Raw genomic sequence first — 18,672 nt, forward strand, 5'->3', positions numbered from 1 at the left:
TTTTAACGGTGTCAGGCTGAGCTTGTCGAGGCCTTCTAATCTTTCATCCTATTTTTTGATAACATTGGTAATAAGTCCCAGTTATCATTTATTATTGCTTCCTTCTTTTTTCTACTCCAACCTTTAATTTGTTTTTCAAAGCTTATAGCTTGAGTAGCATCATTAAATTCATGATAGAAAACAAGTTCTACAGGTTTTCTTGTATACGTGTAACTTTCAGGATTAAATCCGTCATTATGTTCATTAATTCTTCTTTCCAAATCGTTGGTAAAGCCTGTATAATAAGAATTATCAGAACATTTTACAATGTATACATAATATATTTTCATTCATTTGTGTTTGCTTACTGACCCTTCGACAAGCTCAGGGTGACAGATCTAATACTAACTGTTTTATTGTATTTATGTCAGGCTGAGCTTGTCGAAGCTTTTCCTGATTATTTTATTACTTTAAAAATCTCGTTTACAATCTCTTTTGCAGCATTTGGCTTAGCAAAATATTTCAGATTGTCGGACATTTCTTTTCTTACATTTTCATTCTCGCAGATCTCTGATAATGTATTCCAGAATTTTTCCTGCATTTCAGAGTCTTTTACCATTCTGGCTGCATTTTTTTCAACCAGATTCATGGCATTTTTAGTCTGGTGATCTTCCGCTGCAAAAGGGAAGGGAACCAAAAGGACCGGTTTCTGTGCTACAGCCAGCTCAGAAATGGCAATGGCTCCGGCTCTTGAAACGATGATATCCGCTGCAGAATAAGCCAGTTCCATATCTTTAATGAATTCAAGGATCTGAATATTTCTGGTGTCTGTATCTTTTGTTTCTGCTAAAATATCTTTATAATCAAGCTTTCCTGTCTGCCAGATCAGCTGATAATCTTTATCTACAATTTGTTTTAAATGAGACTTCCATGCATTATTCAGAGTTCTGGAGCCTAAAGAACCTCCTACAGAAAGAATCGTAAGTTTATCTTTATCCAATCCCATTTTTTCTTTTGTATGAGATGTTTCCTGCATTCCTGAAACAATGTTTTCACGGATCGGATTTCCCAGGAATTTTATTTTCTCTGCCGGGAAGCCTTCTACTTTTGGATAAGCGGTGAAAACGGCTTTAGCTTTCTTGCTTAAAATTTTATTGGTTACTCCTGCATGGGCATTCTGTTCCTGGATGAAAATCGGAATTCCCATTTTGCTTGCTTCATAAAGAGCGGGTCCGCTGGCAAATCCTCCTGTTCCTACAGCAAAGTCGGGAGTGAAGTTTTTGATAATCCTTTTAGATTTTGATAAACTTTTCAGAATCTTAAAAGGAAGTCCCAGGTTAGACAACAAATTTCCTCTGTCGATTCCTGCGATATCAATTCCTTCAATTTTATAGCCTGCCTGTGGAACTTTTTCCATTTCCATTTTGCCGTTGGCGCCAATGAACAAAAATTCTGCATCAGGAAATCTTTTTCTGATCTCATCTGCAATAGCGATGGCCGGGAAGATATGTCCTCCTGTTCCTCCGCCGGATAATAGTATTTTTAATTTTTTGTCCATTTTAAGCGATATCGTTTATTTCTGCTATACTTTGTTTTTTACCCATTCCTTCTTCATCATAAATCTGAATCCTTGAGCTTATATTTAAAATAATGCCTAACTGTAAATAGGTTACCAGCATTGAGGTTCCTCCGTAACTGATCAAAGGCAGCGGCTGCCCTGTTACCGGGATCAGGTTTACAGCAACGGCTATATTTACCGAAAGCTGGATAAAGATCATTACCCCGAGACTGAGCACAAGCAACGATCCGAAGAAGGCTGGCATTTTACTGGCAATCATTACAATCCTTATCATCATGATCAGGTATAAACAGATCAGGAAAGCCGCTCCTATAACTCCATACTCTTCTACGATGACCGCGAAAATAAAGTCGGAGGCCGATTGCGGAAGCATTTGTTTTAAGGCACTTTTTCCTGGTCCCATTCCGGTAATTCCTCCGTGAACAATGGCTGCCTTGGCCTGCATTACCTGATAATTTTTCGCTTTTACGCTTTCATCATCTACATCAGCTGATTTTGCTTTGCTTGAGGTAAATGTTTCGATCCGGCTCATCCATGTATGTACACGGTTTCCGCCAATCATGTTCGTATTAAGGGCAATTAATAAAAATAACACAATGGCAACAAATGACGCAGAGATAAATCCTGCAATGTATTTCCAGTGAAGCTGTCCTATAACGAGAACGATTACGGATACCATCAGAATCATTAATGCCGTTGAACCGTTATCTTTGGCTACCAGTACAAAGACAAGCAGAATAGGCCCGAAAATATACATGATATTCTCTATCGGAAGCCTTTCTCTGGTGATCTTCTTGGTTAAATATCTGCACAGGTAGATGATCAGCATTAAAAACGCAAATGATGAAGGCTGGAAAGAGATCGGTGTTCCCGGGATTTTCAGCCATCTGGAAGCACTGGCTCCGTCAATGGTCTGTCCGGTAAACATGGTAACGATCAGCAGAATAATCATCAGGCCGAGCAGAATACTGCTGAGCTTTCCGATGTATTCGTATTTTATAGTTCCTACCAGTCTCATAATGGCTAGCCCCAGGACTACAAAGAACATGTGTTTGATAACGTGGCCTGTTGTGGTCCCGTTATTGACAATGTATTCAAGATTTGAACTTGCAGAGTATACGGGGAAGATAGAGAAAATGGAGATCACAAGGATGACCATCCAAAGTACTTTATCGCCCTTTAGAAATTCAAATCTGCTTTCTGTGTTCTGTTCGTCCATAATTTTGTATTGATGTATGATGTACAAAGTAAAATGTACTTTTTACATCTGACATTTTACATTTTTACTTTAATACCTGCTCTTTAAACTGGCGTCCTCTGTCTTCATAGCTTTTGAACAAGTCAAAGCTTGCGCAGCATGGAGATAATAAGACCGTATCGCCTTTTTTAGCCAGTGATTTTGAAATTTTCACGGCTTCTTCCATGCTTGAAGTATCATAAATAAACTCTTTCTTATCTTTAAAGAAATCGATGATCTTCTTGTTATCTACTCCAAGGCAAACAATTGCCTTTACTTTTCTTTTGACTAAATCTTCAATTTCGGTATAGTCGTTTCCTTTATCTAAGCCACCAACAATCCAAACAGTTGGCGTTTTCATACTTTCTAAGGCGTAGTAAGTAGCATTCACATTGGTTGCTTTACTGTCATTGATGTATTTTACGTTATCAATTTCAGTAACGAACTCTAATCTATGCTCTACGGCCTGGAATGTCATCAATGAATGTCTGATACTTTCATTGTTGATTTTTAAGATCTTACCGGCAATGGATGCAGCTAAGCTGTTGGCCACATTGTGATTTCCCAGCAGAGACAATTCTTCAACTTTCATTGAGAATTCGTCTTTCATTTTTACTACAATTTCATCATTATTAATGAATCCTCCTTCCGTCAGCTTCTCTTTGATAGAGAAAGGAATCATTTTAGCCTTTATTTCAAGCTTTTCAAGAAGATTTTTACTCATTTCGTCATCTTTGTTATAGATGAAGAAGTTATCATTCTCCTGATTTTCCGTGATTCTGAATTTGGCCAGAGCATATTCTTCATAGTTGTAGTTGTACTGATCCAGGTGATCCTGAGAAAGATTCAGCAATAAAGAAATATATGGTCTGAAATTCTGAATATCATCCAGCTGGAAAGAGCTTACTTCCAGTACATAATATTCATGATTTTCATCTGCAACCTGCCTGGCAAAGCTGTATCCTATATTTCCTCCCAAACCTACATTCAATCCGTCATTTTTCAGGATATAATAGATCAGGGACGTGGTGGTTGTTTTTCCGTTGCTTCCGGTAATGGCAATGATCTTTGCATCTGTAAATTCAGAAGCAAATTCAATTTCAGAGGAAAGTCTGATTCCTTTTTCATGAATTTTATGAATGATGTCTGCCTTTTTCGGAATTCCCGGGCTTTTTACGATCCAGTCGGCATTTAAAATTCTTTCTTCATCGTGGTTTCCTTCTTCAAATTCAATTTCATTATCCGTAAGAAACTGCTTATAGTTATCCTTAATGGCTCCTTTATCTGAAAGAAATACTTCCAGACCTTTTTTCTTAGCCAGATAAGCAGCTCCGCATCCGCTTTCTCCACCTCCTAAAACAACTATTTTCATATTATAAAAGCTTTATGCTATAGGCTTTAAGCTTTATGCTTATTGCTTACAGCTTTTAATTTTTATCTCATTTTTAGTGTGATCAGACATACAATCGCCAATATTACTCCAATGATGATCATTCGGTTTACGATTTTGCTCTCGTGGAAACCTTCTTTCTGATAATGATGGTGTAGTGGTGACATTTTGAATAGTCTGTTGTTTTGAGCATATTCCAGCCCGAATTTTCTTTTTCTGTATTTGAAAACAACTACCTGAAGCATTACGGACAGGTTTTCAATTAAGAAGATTCCGCACAATACAGGAATCAGCAGTTCTTTTCTTAAAATAATGGCCAAAACGGCTATCACGCCTCCCAGCATCAGACTTCCGGTATCTCCCATGAAAACCTGCGCGGGATAGGTGTTGTACCAGAAGAATCCGATCACGGCACCTACCATTGCCACGGCGAAAATGGTGGTTTCCCCCATGTTGGGAAGGAACATGATATTGAGGTAGTCTGCAAAGATGATGTTCCCTGAAAGGTAAGCGAAAAGAGCCAGTGTAAGTAATATAATGGCACTTGTTCCTGCTGCGAGACCGTCAATTCCATCGGTGATATTAGCTCCGTTTGAAACGGCAGTTACAATGAAGATCACGATAGGAATAAAGACAATCCATGCCCACTCATGGGCATCTTTATCATTCATCCAAAACAAAATTCCACTATAGTCGAACTCATTATTTTTGGCAAAAGGAACGGTGGAAACGGTGATTTTTTCTGTAGGCATAAAGTTTTGCTCTACATTATTTCGGTTCACCACCTTGGCATCTGCATATTTTCTTTTAACGGTAATGTCAGGGTGGAAATACATTGTAATTCCGACAATTAGCCCTAAACCAACCTGTCCTACAATTTTAAATTTACCACTTAAACCGTCTTTGTTTTTTTTAATTTTCTTTAAGTAATCGTCCAGGAAACCAATAGCACCCATCCAGAACATAGAAACGAGCAGCAGAACAATGTACACATTGGTAATTCTTGTAAACAGCAATACCGGAATGATGGTTGCCAGAATAATAATAAGGCCTCCCATGGTAGGAGTTCCCTCTTTTTGTTTCTGCCCGTCCAATCCCAGATCTCGTACCAATTCTCCCATTTGTTTTGTTCTCAGGTAATTGATGACTCTTTTTCCGTAGACAAGAGCAATAATCAATGAGAATAATACAGCCATTCCGGCACGAAAAGAAATGTATTTCAACATTCCTAATCCCGGAACGTGAATTCCATGGTTGGTTAGATATTCGTATAGATAGTATAGCATAGTTTCAATTGTTAATAAATGATCATTGATAATTGATGAATGATTGAGCAATTATTCTTTCAGTTATCACTTGTAATTTATTTGCTCATTAATTTCCAAAGCTCATTAATTACTTCTTTGTCATCAAAATGATGTTTCACACCATTGATCTCCTGATAGGTTTCGTGGCCTTTGCCGGCAACTAAAACAATATCTTTGGGTTCTGCAAACTTGATGGCCATTTTTATGGCTTCTTTTCTGTCCGGAATTGAAGTGTATTTGCTGAAATTCTGAGGTTCAACACCTGCTTCAATTTCTTTGATGATCTGTGCAGGATCTTCTGTTCTCGGATTGTCTGAAGTGATGATTGCCAGGGTTGATTTTTTAGTGGCAATATTTCCCATTTCAGGTCTTTTGGAGTGATCTCTGTCTCCTCCACAACCGAATACAGTAATTAATCTTTCGTTTTTGGTTCTGATATCGTTAATGCTGTCCAGGATGTTTTCCAAAGCATCCGGAGTGTGTGCATAGTCTACGATAAAGAATATTCCGCCATCAGATTTGAAGGTTTCAAATCTTCCGGAAACTCTTTTTAACTGGCTGATAGCCTGAAGAATTTCATCCTGCTGAAAGCCGAGTTCAGCAGCAATTCCGAAGACAAGCAGTAAATTATATACATTGAATTTCCCGGTAAGGGTCGTCCAGAATTCTTTTCCGTTGAAATTCAACAGCATTCCGTTGAAATCCACTTCCAATAATTTCCCGTGATAGTCTGCCATGGTTTTCAAAGCATAAGACTTCTTTTTAGCCTTGGTGTTCTGAAGCATGACGTTACCATTTTTATCATCTACATTGGTGATAGCGATGGCGGTATCTTCTAATTGATCGAAGAATCTTTTCTTCGTCTTTAAATATTCTTCGAACGTTTTATGATAATCTAAATGATCATGAGTAAGGTTGGTAAAGCCTGCTATTTTGAAGTGTAATCCTTCAATTCTGTTTTGGGCAATTCCGTGGGAGCTTACTTCCATGAAGGCAAATTCACATCCTTTTTCTACCGCTTCAGCCAAAATTCTGTTGATGGTAATAACATCCGGAGTGGTGTGGGTAGCCGGAATAACCTCTTCACCAATTCTGATTTCAACAGTAGAAAGTAAAGCAGCCGGATATCCAAGGTTTTTGAAAACATCAAAAAGAAGTGTGGAAACGGATGTTTTTCCGTTAGTTCCTGTAACTCCTATCAGTTTTAACTTCTGAGAAGGGTTTCCATAGAAATTAGAAGCAAGGTGGCCTAAGGTTTTAGATGAATCTTTTACCTGAATATACGTTACATTTTCAACCAAAGTTTCGGGAAATTCTTCGCAAACGATTGCTGCAGCTCCTTTTTCAATAGCAGATGCAATGAATGAGTGACCATCCACCACCGTTCCTCTCATCGCAATGTAAAGAGCGTTTTCTGTAACCTTTCTGCTGTCGATCACCAATTCAGTAACCTCACGGTTGTTGTCTCCGTGGATTTCCATTACTGGGATTCTGTTTACTAATTCTGTTATAATCATCTTTATCAATAAGGCTTTGCCTTATTCTGGTTTAAATGGTCCTTCCGGAACCTTGGTTTTAATTTTGCAGAGACAAATAAATTCTCTGGTTTTTACTGATTGTTGTGCCTTCCAGAGGGAATTGTTCTTTAATTCTTCCTACTCCTTTATAATCGACACGGTAACCTAAGTTTTCCAGCTGCGGGATTACGTTTTTCCCGATTAATCCTACTACATTAGGCATTTGCTTATCATTGACGGCTACTTTAACATTAGGTTCTACCATTTTGCTCAGGTTTACCTTTTTGTCTACCAGCATTTCTTTTTCAATATTCTGAGGTGTTTTCAGGAATGTTTTTCCTGCAATTTCTTTAAACACCGGTGCTGAAACGGAACCTCCATAAAATCCTTTTGCGGTATTAGGCTCACTGATCATTACATAGCACGTATATTTTGGGGCATCAGCCGGATAGAATCCTGCAAATGATGCACGGTATTTCATTGGGCCAGGCAGCCAGTATTCAAATCTTGCAGTACCTGTTTTTCCTGCCATTTTCAGGTTAGGAGTAAAAATACTTCGTCCTGTTCCTTTTTCTACAGCTTTGGTTAAAGCGCTGGTCATCATTTTAATCGCTTTTTCAGAAGCCATTTTGTTTACCATTACTTCAGGTTTTGCGCTGTACATTACTTTTCCGTCTTTCATGATTTTATCAATGAATAAGGGCTTAAGCATTTTACCTCCATTGGCAACTCCGTTGTAGAAAGTTGTCAGCTGCAGCAGGTTAATGTTGGAAGAGTACCCGTAAGAAATGGAAGCCAGCGTTGCTGCATTCCATCTTTTATTTTGTGGAGTTACGATCTTCGGTTTTGTGATTCCCGGAAGTTCTATATCCATTTTATCGAATAATTTCCAACGTTTCAGGTGGTCAAGGAAAATCTGAGGCTTTTCTGCATAATACTTTGTAATCAGCTTTGAAGTTCCTACGTTACTGGACTTTGCCAATACATCACTGATATCATATGTTCCTCCTCCGTGGCCGTCAGAGATTCTCTGTTTTGCATATACCCAGACTCCGTTTCCTACGTTTACCGTTGTGTTTTCATCAATGAATCCGTCGTCCATTGCTGCTAAAAGCGAAATGGTTTTAAAAGTAGATCCAGGTTCGATATTATCTTTCAGCGCATAGTTGTAAGAGTCTTCGTAATCTCCTGATTCTGTTCTTCTTAAATTGACAAGAGCACGTACTTTTCCGGTTTCAACTTCCATGACAATTACGGTCCCGTGTTTTGCCTCAAAATTAATCAGCTGTTTCTCAAGAGCGGAGTGCGCAATATCCTGAATTCTAAGGTCTAAAGTGGTATACACATCTTCTCCGTCTACCGGTTCCTGCACCTTCCAGAAGTCGATAGGCTTCCATTGGGAAGAATTTATTCTTTGCTCCAGTCTTTTTCCGTCTGTTCCGGTTAAATATTTTGAGAATGCACCTTCCAGCCCGGATTTAAGCTCGCCGTTATCCATACCGATAGTTCCGGCACCGATTTCCGAAGTAGCCAATTCTCTTTTATAGTTTCGGTCAACGATAAATCCTCCTTTATTTTTCCCTTTTTTGAAGATCGGGAACTTTCGGATTCTGTCGTACTGATCGAAATCAAGACCTTTTACTAAAGTATAATACTGGTTTTTCTTTTTCTTCTGCTCGTCAAACTTCTGTCTGAATTCTCCTCTTGATTTTCCGAACATTTTGCTCAGAGAATCAGTAAGTGCTCCGATGTTGTTGGAATACACCGTATCTTTCATTGTTTTGAAGTCAAGATAGATGTCATATCGCATTACAGTGGTAGCGAGAATTGAGCCGTCGGACGCAAAAAGGTTACCGCGGGCAGCTTTTAAAGTGGCTTCACGATAGTTTTTATTAATGTAATCATCCTTTATTTCCTGAACATTGGTATTCTGAAGGACTACAATTCTTGCCAGGAACATGACAAACACGCACAAAGCTACCACTGCAAAGAGGTAGCCCCATCGTAAGGTTTTCTTACGTTTATTGTCGTATTCATTTTGCTTTTGCATCTGTACTGTCCAGTTTTATTAGCAATTTGTGAGGATGGTTTTCCAGGGTCATTAGTGAATCCCGGGCAACCTCTTTCCCCAGCTCTGATTCCATTTTTACTTTGATCAGCTTACTCTGGGCGTAAGCGTTTCGTGATTTATATTCTTCTGTTTCCTCCTTTAAGGCGTTTACAATTTTTATTTTTTTATTGACGAGATGGTTGGTATAAATCATGGCCATCATCAGAACAAACAACAAGAGAAAATACTTATAATGTATTTTGATCTCATCACGATTCAGAAAGTTTCCTTTTATAATGTCTATAAAAGTGAGTCTTTTCTGGGGGCGATTTGTTGTTCTTTTTGCCAAAGTTTTGTTTATAATTGATTAATGATAAATGATGATCGATATTTTAAAATCATTTATCAATTATCTGTTATCATTTATACTTTTATTCCTGTTCTCATCTTGGCACTTCTTGCTCTTGAGTTTTCTTCAATTTCCCGGTCATCAGGAATGATTGCTTTACTCTTTATCAATTCAAATGCCTTTTTATAATTTCCGTAGATATCTCTTTCCGGTTCTCCTTCAAACATTCCGTTTTTCAGGAATCTTTTTACCAAACGGTCTTCTAAGGAGTGATAAGAAATAACCACTAATCTTCCTTCCGGTTTCAATACATTAAAAGCCTGAACCAGCATTTCTTTCAATACTTCAAGTTCCTGGTTGACTTCAATTCTTATCGCCTGAAAAAGCTGAGCATAGAATTTATTCACCTTGTGAGGCGGAATATAGCTGAACAATTTTTTCAGATCTTCCGTAGTGTCTATACTTTTTGTTTTTCTGTGATGAACAATTTCTCTCGCCAGCTTTCTTGCTTCTCTTAATTCTCCATAGTGATAGAAAAGATCTGCAAGTTCACTTTCTTCATATTCATTAATCACTCTTTTGGCATCCAGATTCTGCATTACATTCATTCTCATATCCAAAGGAGCATTGCTTCTTGTTGAGAATCCTCTGTCTGCTTCATCAAACTGGTGGGAAGACACGCCTAAGTCTGCCAAAACACCATCCACCTGTGAAACTCCATACATCAGCAATGAGTTTTCCAGAAATCTGAAATTCTGATTAACTAATGTAAACCTTGGGTCATCAATTGTATTTTTAAGGGCATCCAGGTCCTGATCAAAACTGAACAATCTCCCCTTGTCGGAAAGTCTGCTCAGGATTTCTCTTGAGTGGCCTCCGCCTCCAAAGGTGCAGTCCACATATATTCCGTCAGGATTCGTCACCAAATCATCAACACTCTGCTTCAACAAAACGGGGTTATGATACATGCTTAATTGTGTTTTTTATTTACTATATAATCAATTAATAACCTACTCCAGTTATTCTTCATCGAAAGAGCCCATTACATCTTCAGCCAGGCTTGCAAAATCAGCTTCGTTGGTAGCAATTACCTTCTCATAGGCATCTTTGTCCCAAATCTCAAAGAGCTCTCCTGCACTGGTAATCACAATGTCTTTCTGAAGATTTGCGAAAACCGTAAGGTCTTTAGAGATCTGTAATCTTCCTGCATTATCCAACTCTACTGTTTTTACTCCTGCTGTAAACATTCGTATGAAATCAGCATTCTTTTTTATGAATCTGTTCAGTTTATTAATTTTGCCCATCAGTTTGTCCCATGCATTCATAGGGTAAACTTCCAGGCAGGGTTGGAACACAGATCTTTTGACTACAAACGCCTTATCGTCGAAGTTTTCCATCTGTTTGATTAAAGATGAAGGAACTTTTAAGCGGCCTTTGTCGTCAATTTTACACTCATATGTCCCAATGAAATTTTTCATTTGGGACAAATTTATATAATAATTTCCAAAATTTCCCACTTTTTCCCACTTTTTGACTCAATGTTAATAAGTTTTATTAAAGATTGAATTTCAATAATGTAAAATACTGATATGAAGATACTTGCTAAAAGTCTTATTTAGACCATAATAAAGAGGTTTTGAAAAAAAAAGTTAAAAAGGAGAATATTATATTATTTTTATCTTAAATTAGGATAATCAAAATTTTTTTGAGGTTTAATTTGTATTTTTGCAGGGCTTTATTAAGGCGTTTTATGATATTTAGTACAAAAAAAGAAAAGAAATATTCCTATGTAGAAGCGGGAGAAGGACATCCATTGGTGCTGTTGCACGGGTTAATGGGTGGTTTGAGTAATTTCGATAAAATGGTAGATTTTTTTTCGGATAGAGGCTTCAAAGTATATGTTCCTCAGCTGCCGATCTATGATCTGCCGGTACTCAATACCAACCTTACCACTATCGCAAAATATATAATCAAGTTTATAGAAAGTCATATTGAGGGACCTGTCTCTATTGTAGGAAACTCAATGGGCGGTCATGTAGGGCTTATTTTAACTTTGGCAAGACCGGATCTGGTAAAGAATCTTGTTCTTACAGGAAGTTCCGGATTGTATGAAAGGACTTTCGGAGACAGCTTTCCAAGAAAGAATGACCGTTCATATATCAGAAAGAAAACGGAAGAAGTTTTCTATGATCCAAAGGTAGCAACAGAAGATCTTGTAGATGAAGTTTTTGCAGTGGTGAATGACAGAATGAAAGGAATCAAGACGGTAATGCTGGCGAGAAGTGCCATTAAACACAACATGCTGCACGATCTTCCGAAGATTGTGACGCCTACCTGTCTGATCTGGGGTAAACAGGATAATGTGACTCCTCCTGAAGTGGCAGAAGATATGCACAAGTTTATTCCGAATTCCGATTTATTCTGGATTGATAAATGCGGTCATGCAGCCATGATGGAAAAACCGGATGAATTCAATGAAATCCTGTACAACTGGATAAAAGATAAAGTTTAAAACATATAAGTAACCATTAAGAGCTTTTCTTAATGGTTTATTTTTCTAAAATACATTCAAAAAATGATTATCAAAACAGCAGAGTTTGTAAAGAGTAGCGGAAAATGGCAGGAATGCCCGGAACCAAATATTCCCGAATATGCTTTTATCGGAAGATCGAACGTAGGAAAATCATCACTGATCAATGCCATGATGAATCATAAAGATCTGGCTAAAACATCACAGACCCCGGGAAAAACCCAGCTGATCAATCATTTTTTAGTGAACGAAAACTGGTATCTTACTGATTTACCAGGATATGGCTATGCAAAGGTTTCAAAAGTTCAGCGAAAGGATTTCGAAAAGCTGATTACCAATTATATTCTGAACAGAAGAAATCTTGTTAACCTTTTTGTTCTGGTAGATGTGAGACATACTCCGCAGAAAATTGATCTGGAGTTCATCCAGTGGTGTGGTGAAAGTGGAATACCGTTTTCCATTGTCTTCACAAAGGCAGATAAACTGAAACCGAATGCGGTTATCAAAAACGTTGAAGACTATAAAGCCGAGCTTCATAAAACATGGGAAGATCTTCCCGAATTGTATATTACCTCAGCAGAAAAGAAGGAGGGAGGAGATAACATTCTTGATTTTATCCAAAAGACCAATGATTTTTTAAAGAATAATAATATAAGCTTCGATGAGTAGTAATATGATCTGGAAAATTAAAACATTTGATGAGTTTACGGTTCCGGAATTATATGCAGTACTGAAGGCACGAATTGATGTTTTCGTTATTGAGCAGAACTGTCCTTATCCTGATCTGGATAATTATGATCAGAAGGCAGTGCACATCTGGGCTGAAGAGGGCGGGCAGGTTTTAGCCTATTGCCGTGTTTTTGATAAAGGCATAAAATATGAGGAAACTTCTATCGGCAGAGTTCTGACAACAGAGCATGCGAGAGGTAAAAGCATGGGGAAGCAATTGATACAATATGCTGTGGAAACTATAGAAAACCGTTTTCATACTTCTGAAATCAAAATATCTGCACAGGATTATCTTTTAAGATTTTACAGTGGGTTCGGATTTGTAGATACAGGGAAGAAATATCTGGAAGATGATATTCCGCATACGGAAATGATAAGAAAATAAAAAAGCGGAGAATAAATTTCTTCGCTTTTTTGATAGTTAATTATATTGTGTTTGTTTTATTTTCCTGAAATCGCTTTTAAGATGATAGGCTCCAGATTGGAAGGAAGATCGGCAGATTTGATTTGATACTTTGTAATTTTCATTTCTTTAAACCAGTTTTCCCAATACTCTTTAATAACAGCTTCTTCAAAAGGGTTTCCTTTTTCGGGATTGATTCCTAAAACAATGACTTCGAGATTACTCAGATTTTCATTCGCTTTTACAAATCCATAACCGTTTTTTTCAATGGCATCTTTGAAGTTTGAGGTAGTTAGGTTGTTAGCTTTTACAAGTTTAGTTGTTAGATAAGACGTTTTGTGTGAGTTTTCCTTGTTTTCGTCAAACTTGGTGTTTTGATGATACATATATCCGTCTGTCAGAATGAACAGAATATTCCTTTTATCTTGTTTTATACAATAATCGTTGACCTTGTTTTTAAAGAATTCCCAAATATCTGAGCCTACAAATTTTCCGTCTTTTATAGCAGACTGATAAATGTTTAAAGGTAATTCAACATATTTTTTATCTACGGAATCAAAATAACTTCTTGGAATGTCTTTATTGAAAGAAACTTTCAGCTCTTTTGTGAAATCATTTATCTTAGGGTCAGAAGGTTCCGGATTGAAGAAAACCTGCATCTGATCATCGTATGTGATGATTTTCTTGGATTTAATATGATTGATGAATCCTTTTTCAATGGCTTTAATGTATTCCACATCTCGTAGGTAATATTCCATTGTTGGGTTCGGATTTGTTTTAGGATCAATTCTATCAGAAAGGTCAATTAAAATACTGAGATTGATGTTGCTTGAGTCAACAACAATAGAATCTTTCTTTTCTGTATTTGTTCCGTCATTCTTGCCTTTGCAACAAGAAGCCAAAGAAATAATGAATAATAAATAGAATATCTTTTTCATAATTTTTCAGTTATAAAGATGATAAATACACTAAATTCTGATTATCGGAATTAGCACCTACGGTTTCTAAATTGGTATTGTAGGTGGCAATACAGTCATCAATCATCGTTTGTTTCTCCGTTTTTGAAACGGCTATTTTTTCACCGATAAAAGTGATCCAGCCCTGTACATATTCCGAAGCATACAATTTGTAATCTTTGGTTGGAATAATGACTCCGTCGATAATATTCTGAAGTTCTTCTATTCTTCCTCGTGTTTTAATGGTGGTTTCTTTTATTGTTCCGATACTGGCAAGGATTTCTTCAATTTCTTTTTTTAGAATATTAATCTTTTCCTGAAAGAATTCAACTTTTTTCTGTCTGATTTCCTGTTCGTTTTTAATCTTATCTTTTTCACGATGTTCTTTCATCACAAAATCGAAAACCAGCCCCCAGATAATGTATACAATAAATCCGGCAAAAATAATTCCCCAAAACTGAATTTTGGTAAAAGCAATCTTAAGATCAAAAGGTGGAGAATTAAAGGTTCTGTTTAATTCATATAATTTTGATTCAATTTCGTAGGCTAAAATGCAATCAAAAATAAATGTTACGATAAATAATAATCCAAGCTTGATATAGTTGGCTCTCGTTTTATTCTCCCAGAACATATGAATCAAATAACCTAATCCAAGAAACACAAACGGAATAAGGGTAACAAAAGCTCCTTCAATAACTCCTTCGTTCCATGCCTTACTGAAAGCCTGTGCATCTAAAACACTCTGGATAATCGTACTTTTTGCATCAAAACTTTTAAAAAAGGCCGAATAAGAAGTTGAGATATAGAATGTTCCTAAATATAAGGTGATAGGAATCAAAAGAAAAAATCCGATCCAGAATTTTGCAGAAGCACCTCTTGTCGCTTTTATATTATATTTTTCCGGGTTTCTGGGAAGATCAAGAATTTCAGCCTTTAAATTTTCAATAGTATGTTGGTGATTTTTGATTTCTGAGTCTTTAGTTTTTAATTGTTCCTCTTTGGTCTCCTGTGAAACGAATAAAGCTTTGATTTCAGTTTCCCGGTTTTTCTGTTCGTTTATATAGGATTCTTTCAGGTTTTTCTGCTTTTCAACCATTTCTTTTTCTTCATTCTGAAATTTTGAATAAACAGCATCGAGACAGATGGATAGAGTAGAATGGTTTCCGTTGGTTCTTGAACTGTCTCTGTAGCCTGTTTCATGATAGGTCCTTTTTCGGGTTTCTTCCAGAGATTCATCGTTCGGATTGTTATTGTTTTTAGATAATGGTTCCGGTGTTGGTTCTATCGGAACGGATTTGAGTTTGAATAAATTTTTTATGCTGGTAGTGTCCATGATGGATTAGTTTTTTAATTCATATAAAATTTCACTTTTGTTCTTTCCGATTCTTACGGCTTCAATGAGATAATCTACAATTGCCGTTGCATTTTCTTCCAAAAAACCAAACATCAGAACGTATTTTCGCATGGCAGAATATTCATTTGGGGAAACAATTCCGTCTGCCCAGATCATAACTGTGAGATCATACAGATAATCTATTTTTTCTTCAATAGATTGGGGAACTAATGATTTAAAATTGATTGGATTTAAAAGAATTTCATCTAAATTTTTTGATGAAATTCCTCTTTCTTCAGCACATTTGTAAAGCATTTTCAATTCTAATGCACTGAAATCGTCATCACAGATTGCCATTTGATACAGTCTTAAAAAATGAGCTTTTAGATTTTCCGTTATATGATTGTTTTCCATGGGGGTATTATTCTTTTGTTTTTTCAGGATTAATGATCCTGTCTCTTGAAACAGTCCTTTGGTGAATGGGTATTGAAGGTTCTGAGGTTTCTTCGGTAATTTCTTCTTCCTTTTTCTGTTCTTTTCTTTCTATGAAACTGATCAATAGGAACAGAATTCCGGTTATGATATCAATGGGAATCCAAATGTTTTTCCGATACAGATAAATAGGGAAAACGGGATTAAAGAGAATGAAAATAACCAGAAAAATTATACTGAAATAATGCTGTTTAGAACTCAACGTATTGTATAGGACCAGTAGAGCTCCAATGGAAATAAGAATTCTGAGGAAAGTATAATATTCTATGGGAAGTCTGAAAATACCGATGAAACAGCATAACGCACAGAAGGTGAGAAATGGTTTCATGATGATGCTGTTTAAAATCCTGTGTTAAAATTATATTTACAATTGAATTGGTTTTCAGACATAAAAATAAGTACGAAGAAATCAAAAAATGCAACTAATGCAGGAATGAAAGTCCAGCAGAATACCAGATAAAGTATTCCCCTACCATTTTGACCTAAGTAAAATCTGTGAATGCCTAATCCTCCCAGGAAAAAAGCAAGTAATGCGGCGGTGGATTTTGATTTCATAATTTAAACTCTTGATAAAACTTCGTTCTTTTTTGTTTCAAACTCTTCAGGAGAAATGATTCCGTTTTCCTTTAGGTCTTTTAACTTCTGCAATAAGGCAAAAGGATCTTCATTTTCTATTAACAATGGTTTTTTTTCCTCCTGAAATTGTTGTGGTTGTGTGATAATAGGAGTAGCATTGTTCACCGTAACTCCTCCTGCTGAAGCTCTCAAAGTTTCAAGATTTTTTTCTCTTCTTACACCACGCATTCTTTCTTCTACTTCCTGTGCAAACTGGTATAATTTTCTGGCTTGGTTTTTAGGCAAATAATCCATCATATTGGTAAAGCTGTTTGTTGTTCTCATGATGAATGTAGCACCAACAATCCCTTCTTTGATGTGGCAATCGGCTATATCTACCCAGTTGTAGTCCTGAAAATCCATGGATAAGCCAAAGTTTTTCGGTCTGCAGAAAATGATTCTTCTGTTCGTTAGGGCAATACAATCGGGAGATAAATTAATTACAGGTTTTTTTTGAACAGCTATATATTCCACAGTTTCTTGTGAGGTTAGAAGGCTGTTGATTCTTCCTAAAAGCTTTTCAACAGCTTGAGGATCCTGTTCTTCATTTAAAAAATTCTTTAAGTTCATATTATTTTGTTTTGATTATTTTACATCTTTATAATAAACATATCCTTGTTTTCCATTTGATTTAACTTGTACTTTGTACCACGAGCCTTCTTTGGAAAGTTGAATCAGTTTGGCTTTTTTAGGCACTGTTGTTATTATTTTAGATTTTAAGGATGGCTTCTCATAAATATTTGTGGCTTCTATCCCTGCAATGTATCTGTTGTTGGAATTAATATTAACATTAACCTCATCAATAAAAACTTTTGGTGGTTTACTGGGTTTTGCTTTTTGGGATTTATAAGAATCAGAAGGCTTGTATTTTTCAGATTCATCTCTTTTACTGGATCTGCCTGATGAAGAACTTCTTCCTGAAGAGCCTCCTCCACAAACCCCACACGTTCCACCACCACTGCAATGCCCGCATCTTGAGCAATTGGAACATGCAGTGCAATAAGCAGAACCTGTACATCTTCCACCATGGCCTGCTATGCTGTCATTGGCCTTAAAACAAGAATTTAAAAGAAATAAGCTGAAGGTCAGTATCAGTATAATGAAAGGGATTAATTTTTTCATGACTATTAGTTTTATGAATAGTTTTCCAGAGTCTTATGAAGCTGATCTCTATAATTGTAGATCTCATCCAGAGTATTTAGTAAAACCTTTTCTCCGGCTTCTTTTCCGTTATGAAATGTTTCTAAATATTTGTTCGCTGTATTAAAGTGCAGCCTGCAAATTGGTTTTCTGTTGTTATCATCCAACAAAACTCCGAAATATGAAAGTGTATCCCTGTAAGCAATTCTGGAAGAAGCAATTTTCTCTCTCAGAATTGCTTTTACAATTTGAAATCCTTCCAATTCTTCTTCGGTTGTTACAATTTTGGAATCGTTATTCTCATCAATGGGTTGTGATGTTTTCACATCGTCTTCTCTTTTTTCTATTTGTTCATTGATGCTCAATGCAGATTTTAACCGGAAGCTGATGGATTCGTTAATAGAAGTCGTTAAAGCTTTTTTAGCATATTCTTTGAAAGAAATCATTCTGTTGGCTGTTAAAGGCTTTTCAAAGAAACGGTTCACCAGAAGTTTTACCAGTTCGTCAGATGGGTTTTCGATTTCTTTTTCGAATTCTTTTCTGATGGCTTTGATGTATTTTAATGCTTCTGCAGAATCAAGAATATTCTCCAAATTATAATCTTTCTTGGTGAAATTTTCAAGAATTTTGATGGAACTGTCTTTCAGATCTTCAATATTGATGGTAAAAAACGGTTTTTCATCCATAATATTAGGTTTTTCCAGATCTGTATAAAAGTTATATACGATACCATTGGTCAAAACTCCGAATCTCGTTTTCGAAACATGATAATACCTGTGAAGCTGTGAATTATGGGCATCTGCGCTTTCTTTCCAATGTTTACATTCGATAATGAAGATGGGTTCATCATTATTTTTGATAACATAATCCACTTTTTCTCCTTTTTTCGTTCCAATGTCACAAACATGTTCGGGAACAACTTCCGTAGGGTTGAAGATATCATAACCAAGGATTTGTATGAAAGGCATTACGAAAGCATTTTTTGTAGCTTCTTCCGTTCCTATCTGTTCCTTCAGTCCAATTACTTTCTGATGCAATTGATCCAGTTTAATTTTAAGATCCATCG

The 18,672-nt window shown here is 36.5% G+C and carries 21 protein-coding genes; 3 read left to right on the top strand and 18 right to left on the bottom strand.

The annotated features are described in order from the left end of the window. Window positions 1–35: 35 nt before the first annotated feature. The 10 genes from C8D70_RS12145 to mraZ all read right to left on the bottom strand — a co-directional run bounded on the left by C8D70_RS12145 (window position 36) and on the right by mraZ (window position 10,886). Window positions 36–329: a GIY-YIG nuclease family protein gene (locus tag C8D70_RS12145; protein WP_076595267.1), complete on the bottom strand. Its 294-nt coding sequence runs from the start codon at window positions 327–329 to the stop codon at window positions 36–38. Window positions 330–436: 107 nt separating this feature from the next. Further along, window positions 437–1,537 (bottom strand): undecaprenyldiphospho-muramoylpentapeptide beta-N-acetylglucosaminyltransferase, encoded by a 1,101-nt coding sequence (murG, locus tag C8D70_RS12150; protein ID WP_110367481.1) that lies wholly within the window; start codon window positions 1,535–1,537, stop codon window positions 437–439. A gap of 1 nt (window position 1,538) precedes the next feature. Next, window positions 1,539–2,777, bottom strand: coding sequence for an FtsW/RodA/SpoVE family cell cycle protein (locus C8D70_RS12155; RefSeq protein ID WP_076595269.1), 1,239 nt, complete (start codon window positions 2,775–2,777; stop codon window positions 1,539–1,541). 64 nt (window positions 2,778–2,841) lie between these two features. After that, entirely contained in the window at window positions 2,842–4,167 is a 1,326-nt protein-coding gene (murD, locus tag C8D70_RS12160; RefSeq protein WP_110367482.1) for a UDP-N-acetylmuramoyl-L-alanine--D-glutamate ligase, read from the bottom strand. Window positions 4,168–4,229: 62 nt separating this feature from the next. After that, window positions 4,230–5,471, bottom strand: coding sequence for a phospho-N-acetylmuramoyl-pentapeptide-transferase (mraY, locus tag C8D70_RS12165; protein ID WP_076595271.1), 1,242 nt, complete (start codon window positions 5,469–5,471; stop codon window positions 4,230–4,232). A gap of 77 nt (window positions 5,472–5,548) precedes the next feature. After that, window positions 5,549–7,009, bottom strand: coding sequence for a UDP-N-acetylmuramoyl-L-alanyl-D-glutamate--2,6-diaminopimelate ligase (locus tag C8D70_RS12170; protein WP_110367483.1), 1,461 nt, complete (start codon window positions 7,007–7,009; stop codon window positions 5,549–5,551). Between the two features lie 58 nt (window positions 7,010–7,067). Next, a complete protein-coding gene (locus C8D70_RS12175) occupies window positions 7,068–9,059 on the bottom strand; it encodes a penicillin-binding transpeptidase domain-containing protein (RefSeq protein ID WP_110367484.1) in 1,992 nt (663 codons plus the stop codon). Next, complete coding sequence (locus C8D70_RS12180) at window positions 9,043–9,408, bottom strand: FtsL-like putative cell division protein (RefSeq protein ID WP_002981890.1); 366 nt, start codon at window positions 9,406–9,408, stop codon at window positions 9,043–9,045. The genes C8D70_RS12175 and C8D70_RS12180 overlap by 17 nt, the downstream gene beginning before the upstream one ends. Window positions 9,409–9,482: 74 nt before the next feature. Then, the gene (gene rsmH, locus C8D70_RS12185) at window positions 9,483–10,376 is read right to left on the bottom strand and encodes a 16S rRNA (cytosine(1402)-N(4))-methyltransferase RsmH (protein WP_076595275.1); all 894 of its coding nucleotides are present in this window, start codon (window positions 10,374–10,376) and stop codon (window positions 9,483–9,485) included. 51 nt (window positions 10,377–10,427) lie between these two features. Beyond that, a complete protein-coding gene (gene mraZ / locus C8D70_RS12190; protein ID WP_041461948.1) occupies window positions 10,428–10,886 on the bottom strand; it encodes a division/cell wall cluster transcriptional repressor MraZ in 459 nt (152 codons plus the stop codon). Window positions 10,887–11,158: 272 nt separating this feature from the next. On the opposite strand from mraZ, the gene C8D70_RS12195 reads away from it, so the two are divergent. The 3 genes from C8D70_RS12195 (at window position 11,159) to C8D70_RS12205 (ending at window position 13,052) form a co-directional block, all read left to right on the top strand. Then, complete coding sequence (locus C8D70_RS12195; protein ID WP_076595276.1) at window positions 11,159–11,920, top strand: alpha/beta fold hydrolase; 762 nt, start codon at window positions 11,159–11,161, stop codon at window positions 11,918–11,920. A gap of 63 nt (window positions 11,921–11,983) precedes the next feature. After that, entirely contained in the window at window positions 11,984–12,607 is a 624-nt protein-coding gene (gene yihA / locus C8D70_RS12200; RefSeq protein WP_076595277.1) for a ribosome biogenesis GTP-binding protein YihA/YsxC, read from the top strand. Beyond that, on the top strand, window positions 12,600–13,052 hold the full coding sequence (locus C8D70_RS12205; RefSeq protein WP_110367485.1) for a GNAT family N-acetyltransferase: 453 nt from the start codon (window positions 12,600–12,602) through the stop codon (window positions 13,050–13,052). Before yihA ends, C8D70_RS12205 begins: the two co-directional genes overlap by 8 nt. 56 nt (window positions 13,053–13,108) lie before the next feature. On the opposite strand, the gene C8D70_RS12210 is transcribed toward C8D70_RS12205, so the two are convergent. Genes C8D70_RS12210 through C8D70_RS12245 form a run of 8 tightly spaced genes read right to left on the bottom strand, consistent with a single transcriptional unit; the run spans window position 13,109 to window position 18,670 of the window. Beyond that, window positions 13,109–14,008 (bottom strand): hypothetical protein, encoded by a 900-nt coding sequence (locus tag C8D70_RS12210; protein ID WP_076595279.1) that lies wholly within the window; start codon window positions 14,006–14,008, stop codon window positions 13,109–13,111. A 10-nt stretch (window positions 14,009–14,018) separates the two neighbouring features. Beyond that, the gene (locus C8D70_RS12215; RefSeq protein ID WP_110367486.1) at window positions 14,019–15,359 is read right to left on the bottom strand and encodes a DUF4200 domain-containing protein; all 1,341 of its coding nucleotides are present in this window, start codon (window positions 15,357–15,359) and stop codon (window positions 14,019–14,021) included. Between the two features lie 6 nt (window positions 15,360–15,365). Continuing rightward, window positions 15,366–15,773, bottom strand: a complete 408-nt coding sequence (locus C8D70_RS12220) for a hypothetical protein (protein ID WP_110367487.1) — start codon at window positions 15,771–15,773, stop codon at window positions 15,366–15,368. Between the two features lie 7 nt (window positions 15,774–15,780). Next, the gene (locus C8D70_RS12225) at window positions 15,781–16,179 is read right to left on the bottom strand and encodes a DUF6804 family protein (RefSeq protein WP_110367488.1); all 399 of its coding nucleotides are present in this window, start codon (window positions 16,177–16,179) and stop codon (window positions 15,781–15,783) included. Between the two features lie 11 nt (window positions 16,180–16,190). Further along, the gene (locus tag C8D70_RS12230) at window positions 16,191–16,406 is read right to left on the bottom strand and encodes a TM2 domain-containing protein (RefSeq protein ID WP_076595283.1); all 216 of its coding nucleotides are present in this window, start codon (window positions 16,404–16,406) and stop codon (window positions 16,191–16,193) included. Window positions 16,407–16,409: 3 nt separating this feature from the next. Beyond that, entirely contained in the window at window positions 16,410–17,036 is a 627-nt protein-coding gene (locus C8D70_RS12235; protein ID WP_110367489.1) for a PH domain-containing protein, read from the bottom strand. 15 nt (window positions 17,037–17,051) lie between these two features. Then, a complete protein-coding gene (locus tag C8D70_RS12240; protein WP_110367490.1) occupies window positions 17,052–17,588 on the bottom strand; it encodes an SH3 domain-containing protein in 537 nt (178 codons plus the stop codon). 11 nt (window positions 17,589–17,599) lie between these two features. Further along, window positions 17,600–18,670, bottom strand: coding sequence for a type I restriction endonuclease (locus C8D70_RS12245; RefSeq protein ID WP_110367491.1), 1,071 nt, complete (start codon window positions 18,668–18,670; stop codon window positions 17,600–17,602). Between the last annotated feature and the right edge of the window lie 2 nt (window positions 18,671–18,672).

The organism is Chryseobacterium sp. CBTAP 102, assembly GCF_003201365.1.
Classification (GTDB): Bacteria; Bacteroidota; Bacteroidia; order Flavobacteriales; family Weeksellaceae; genus Chryseobacterium; species Chryseobacterium candidae.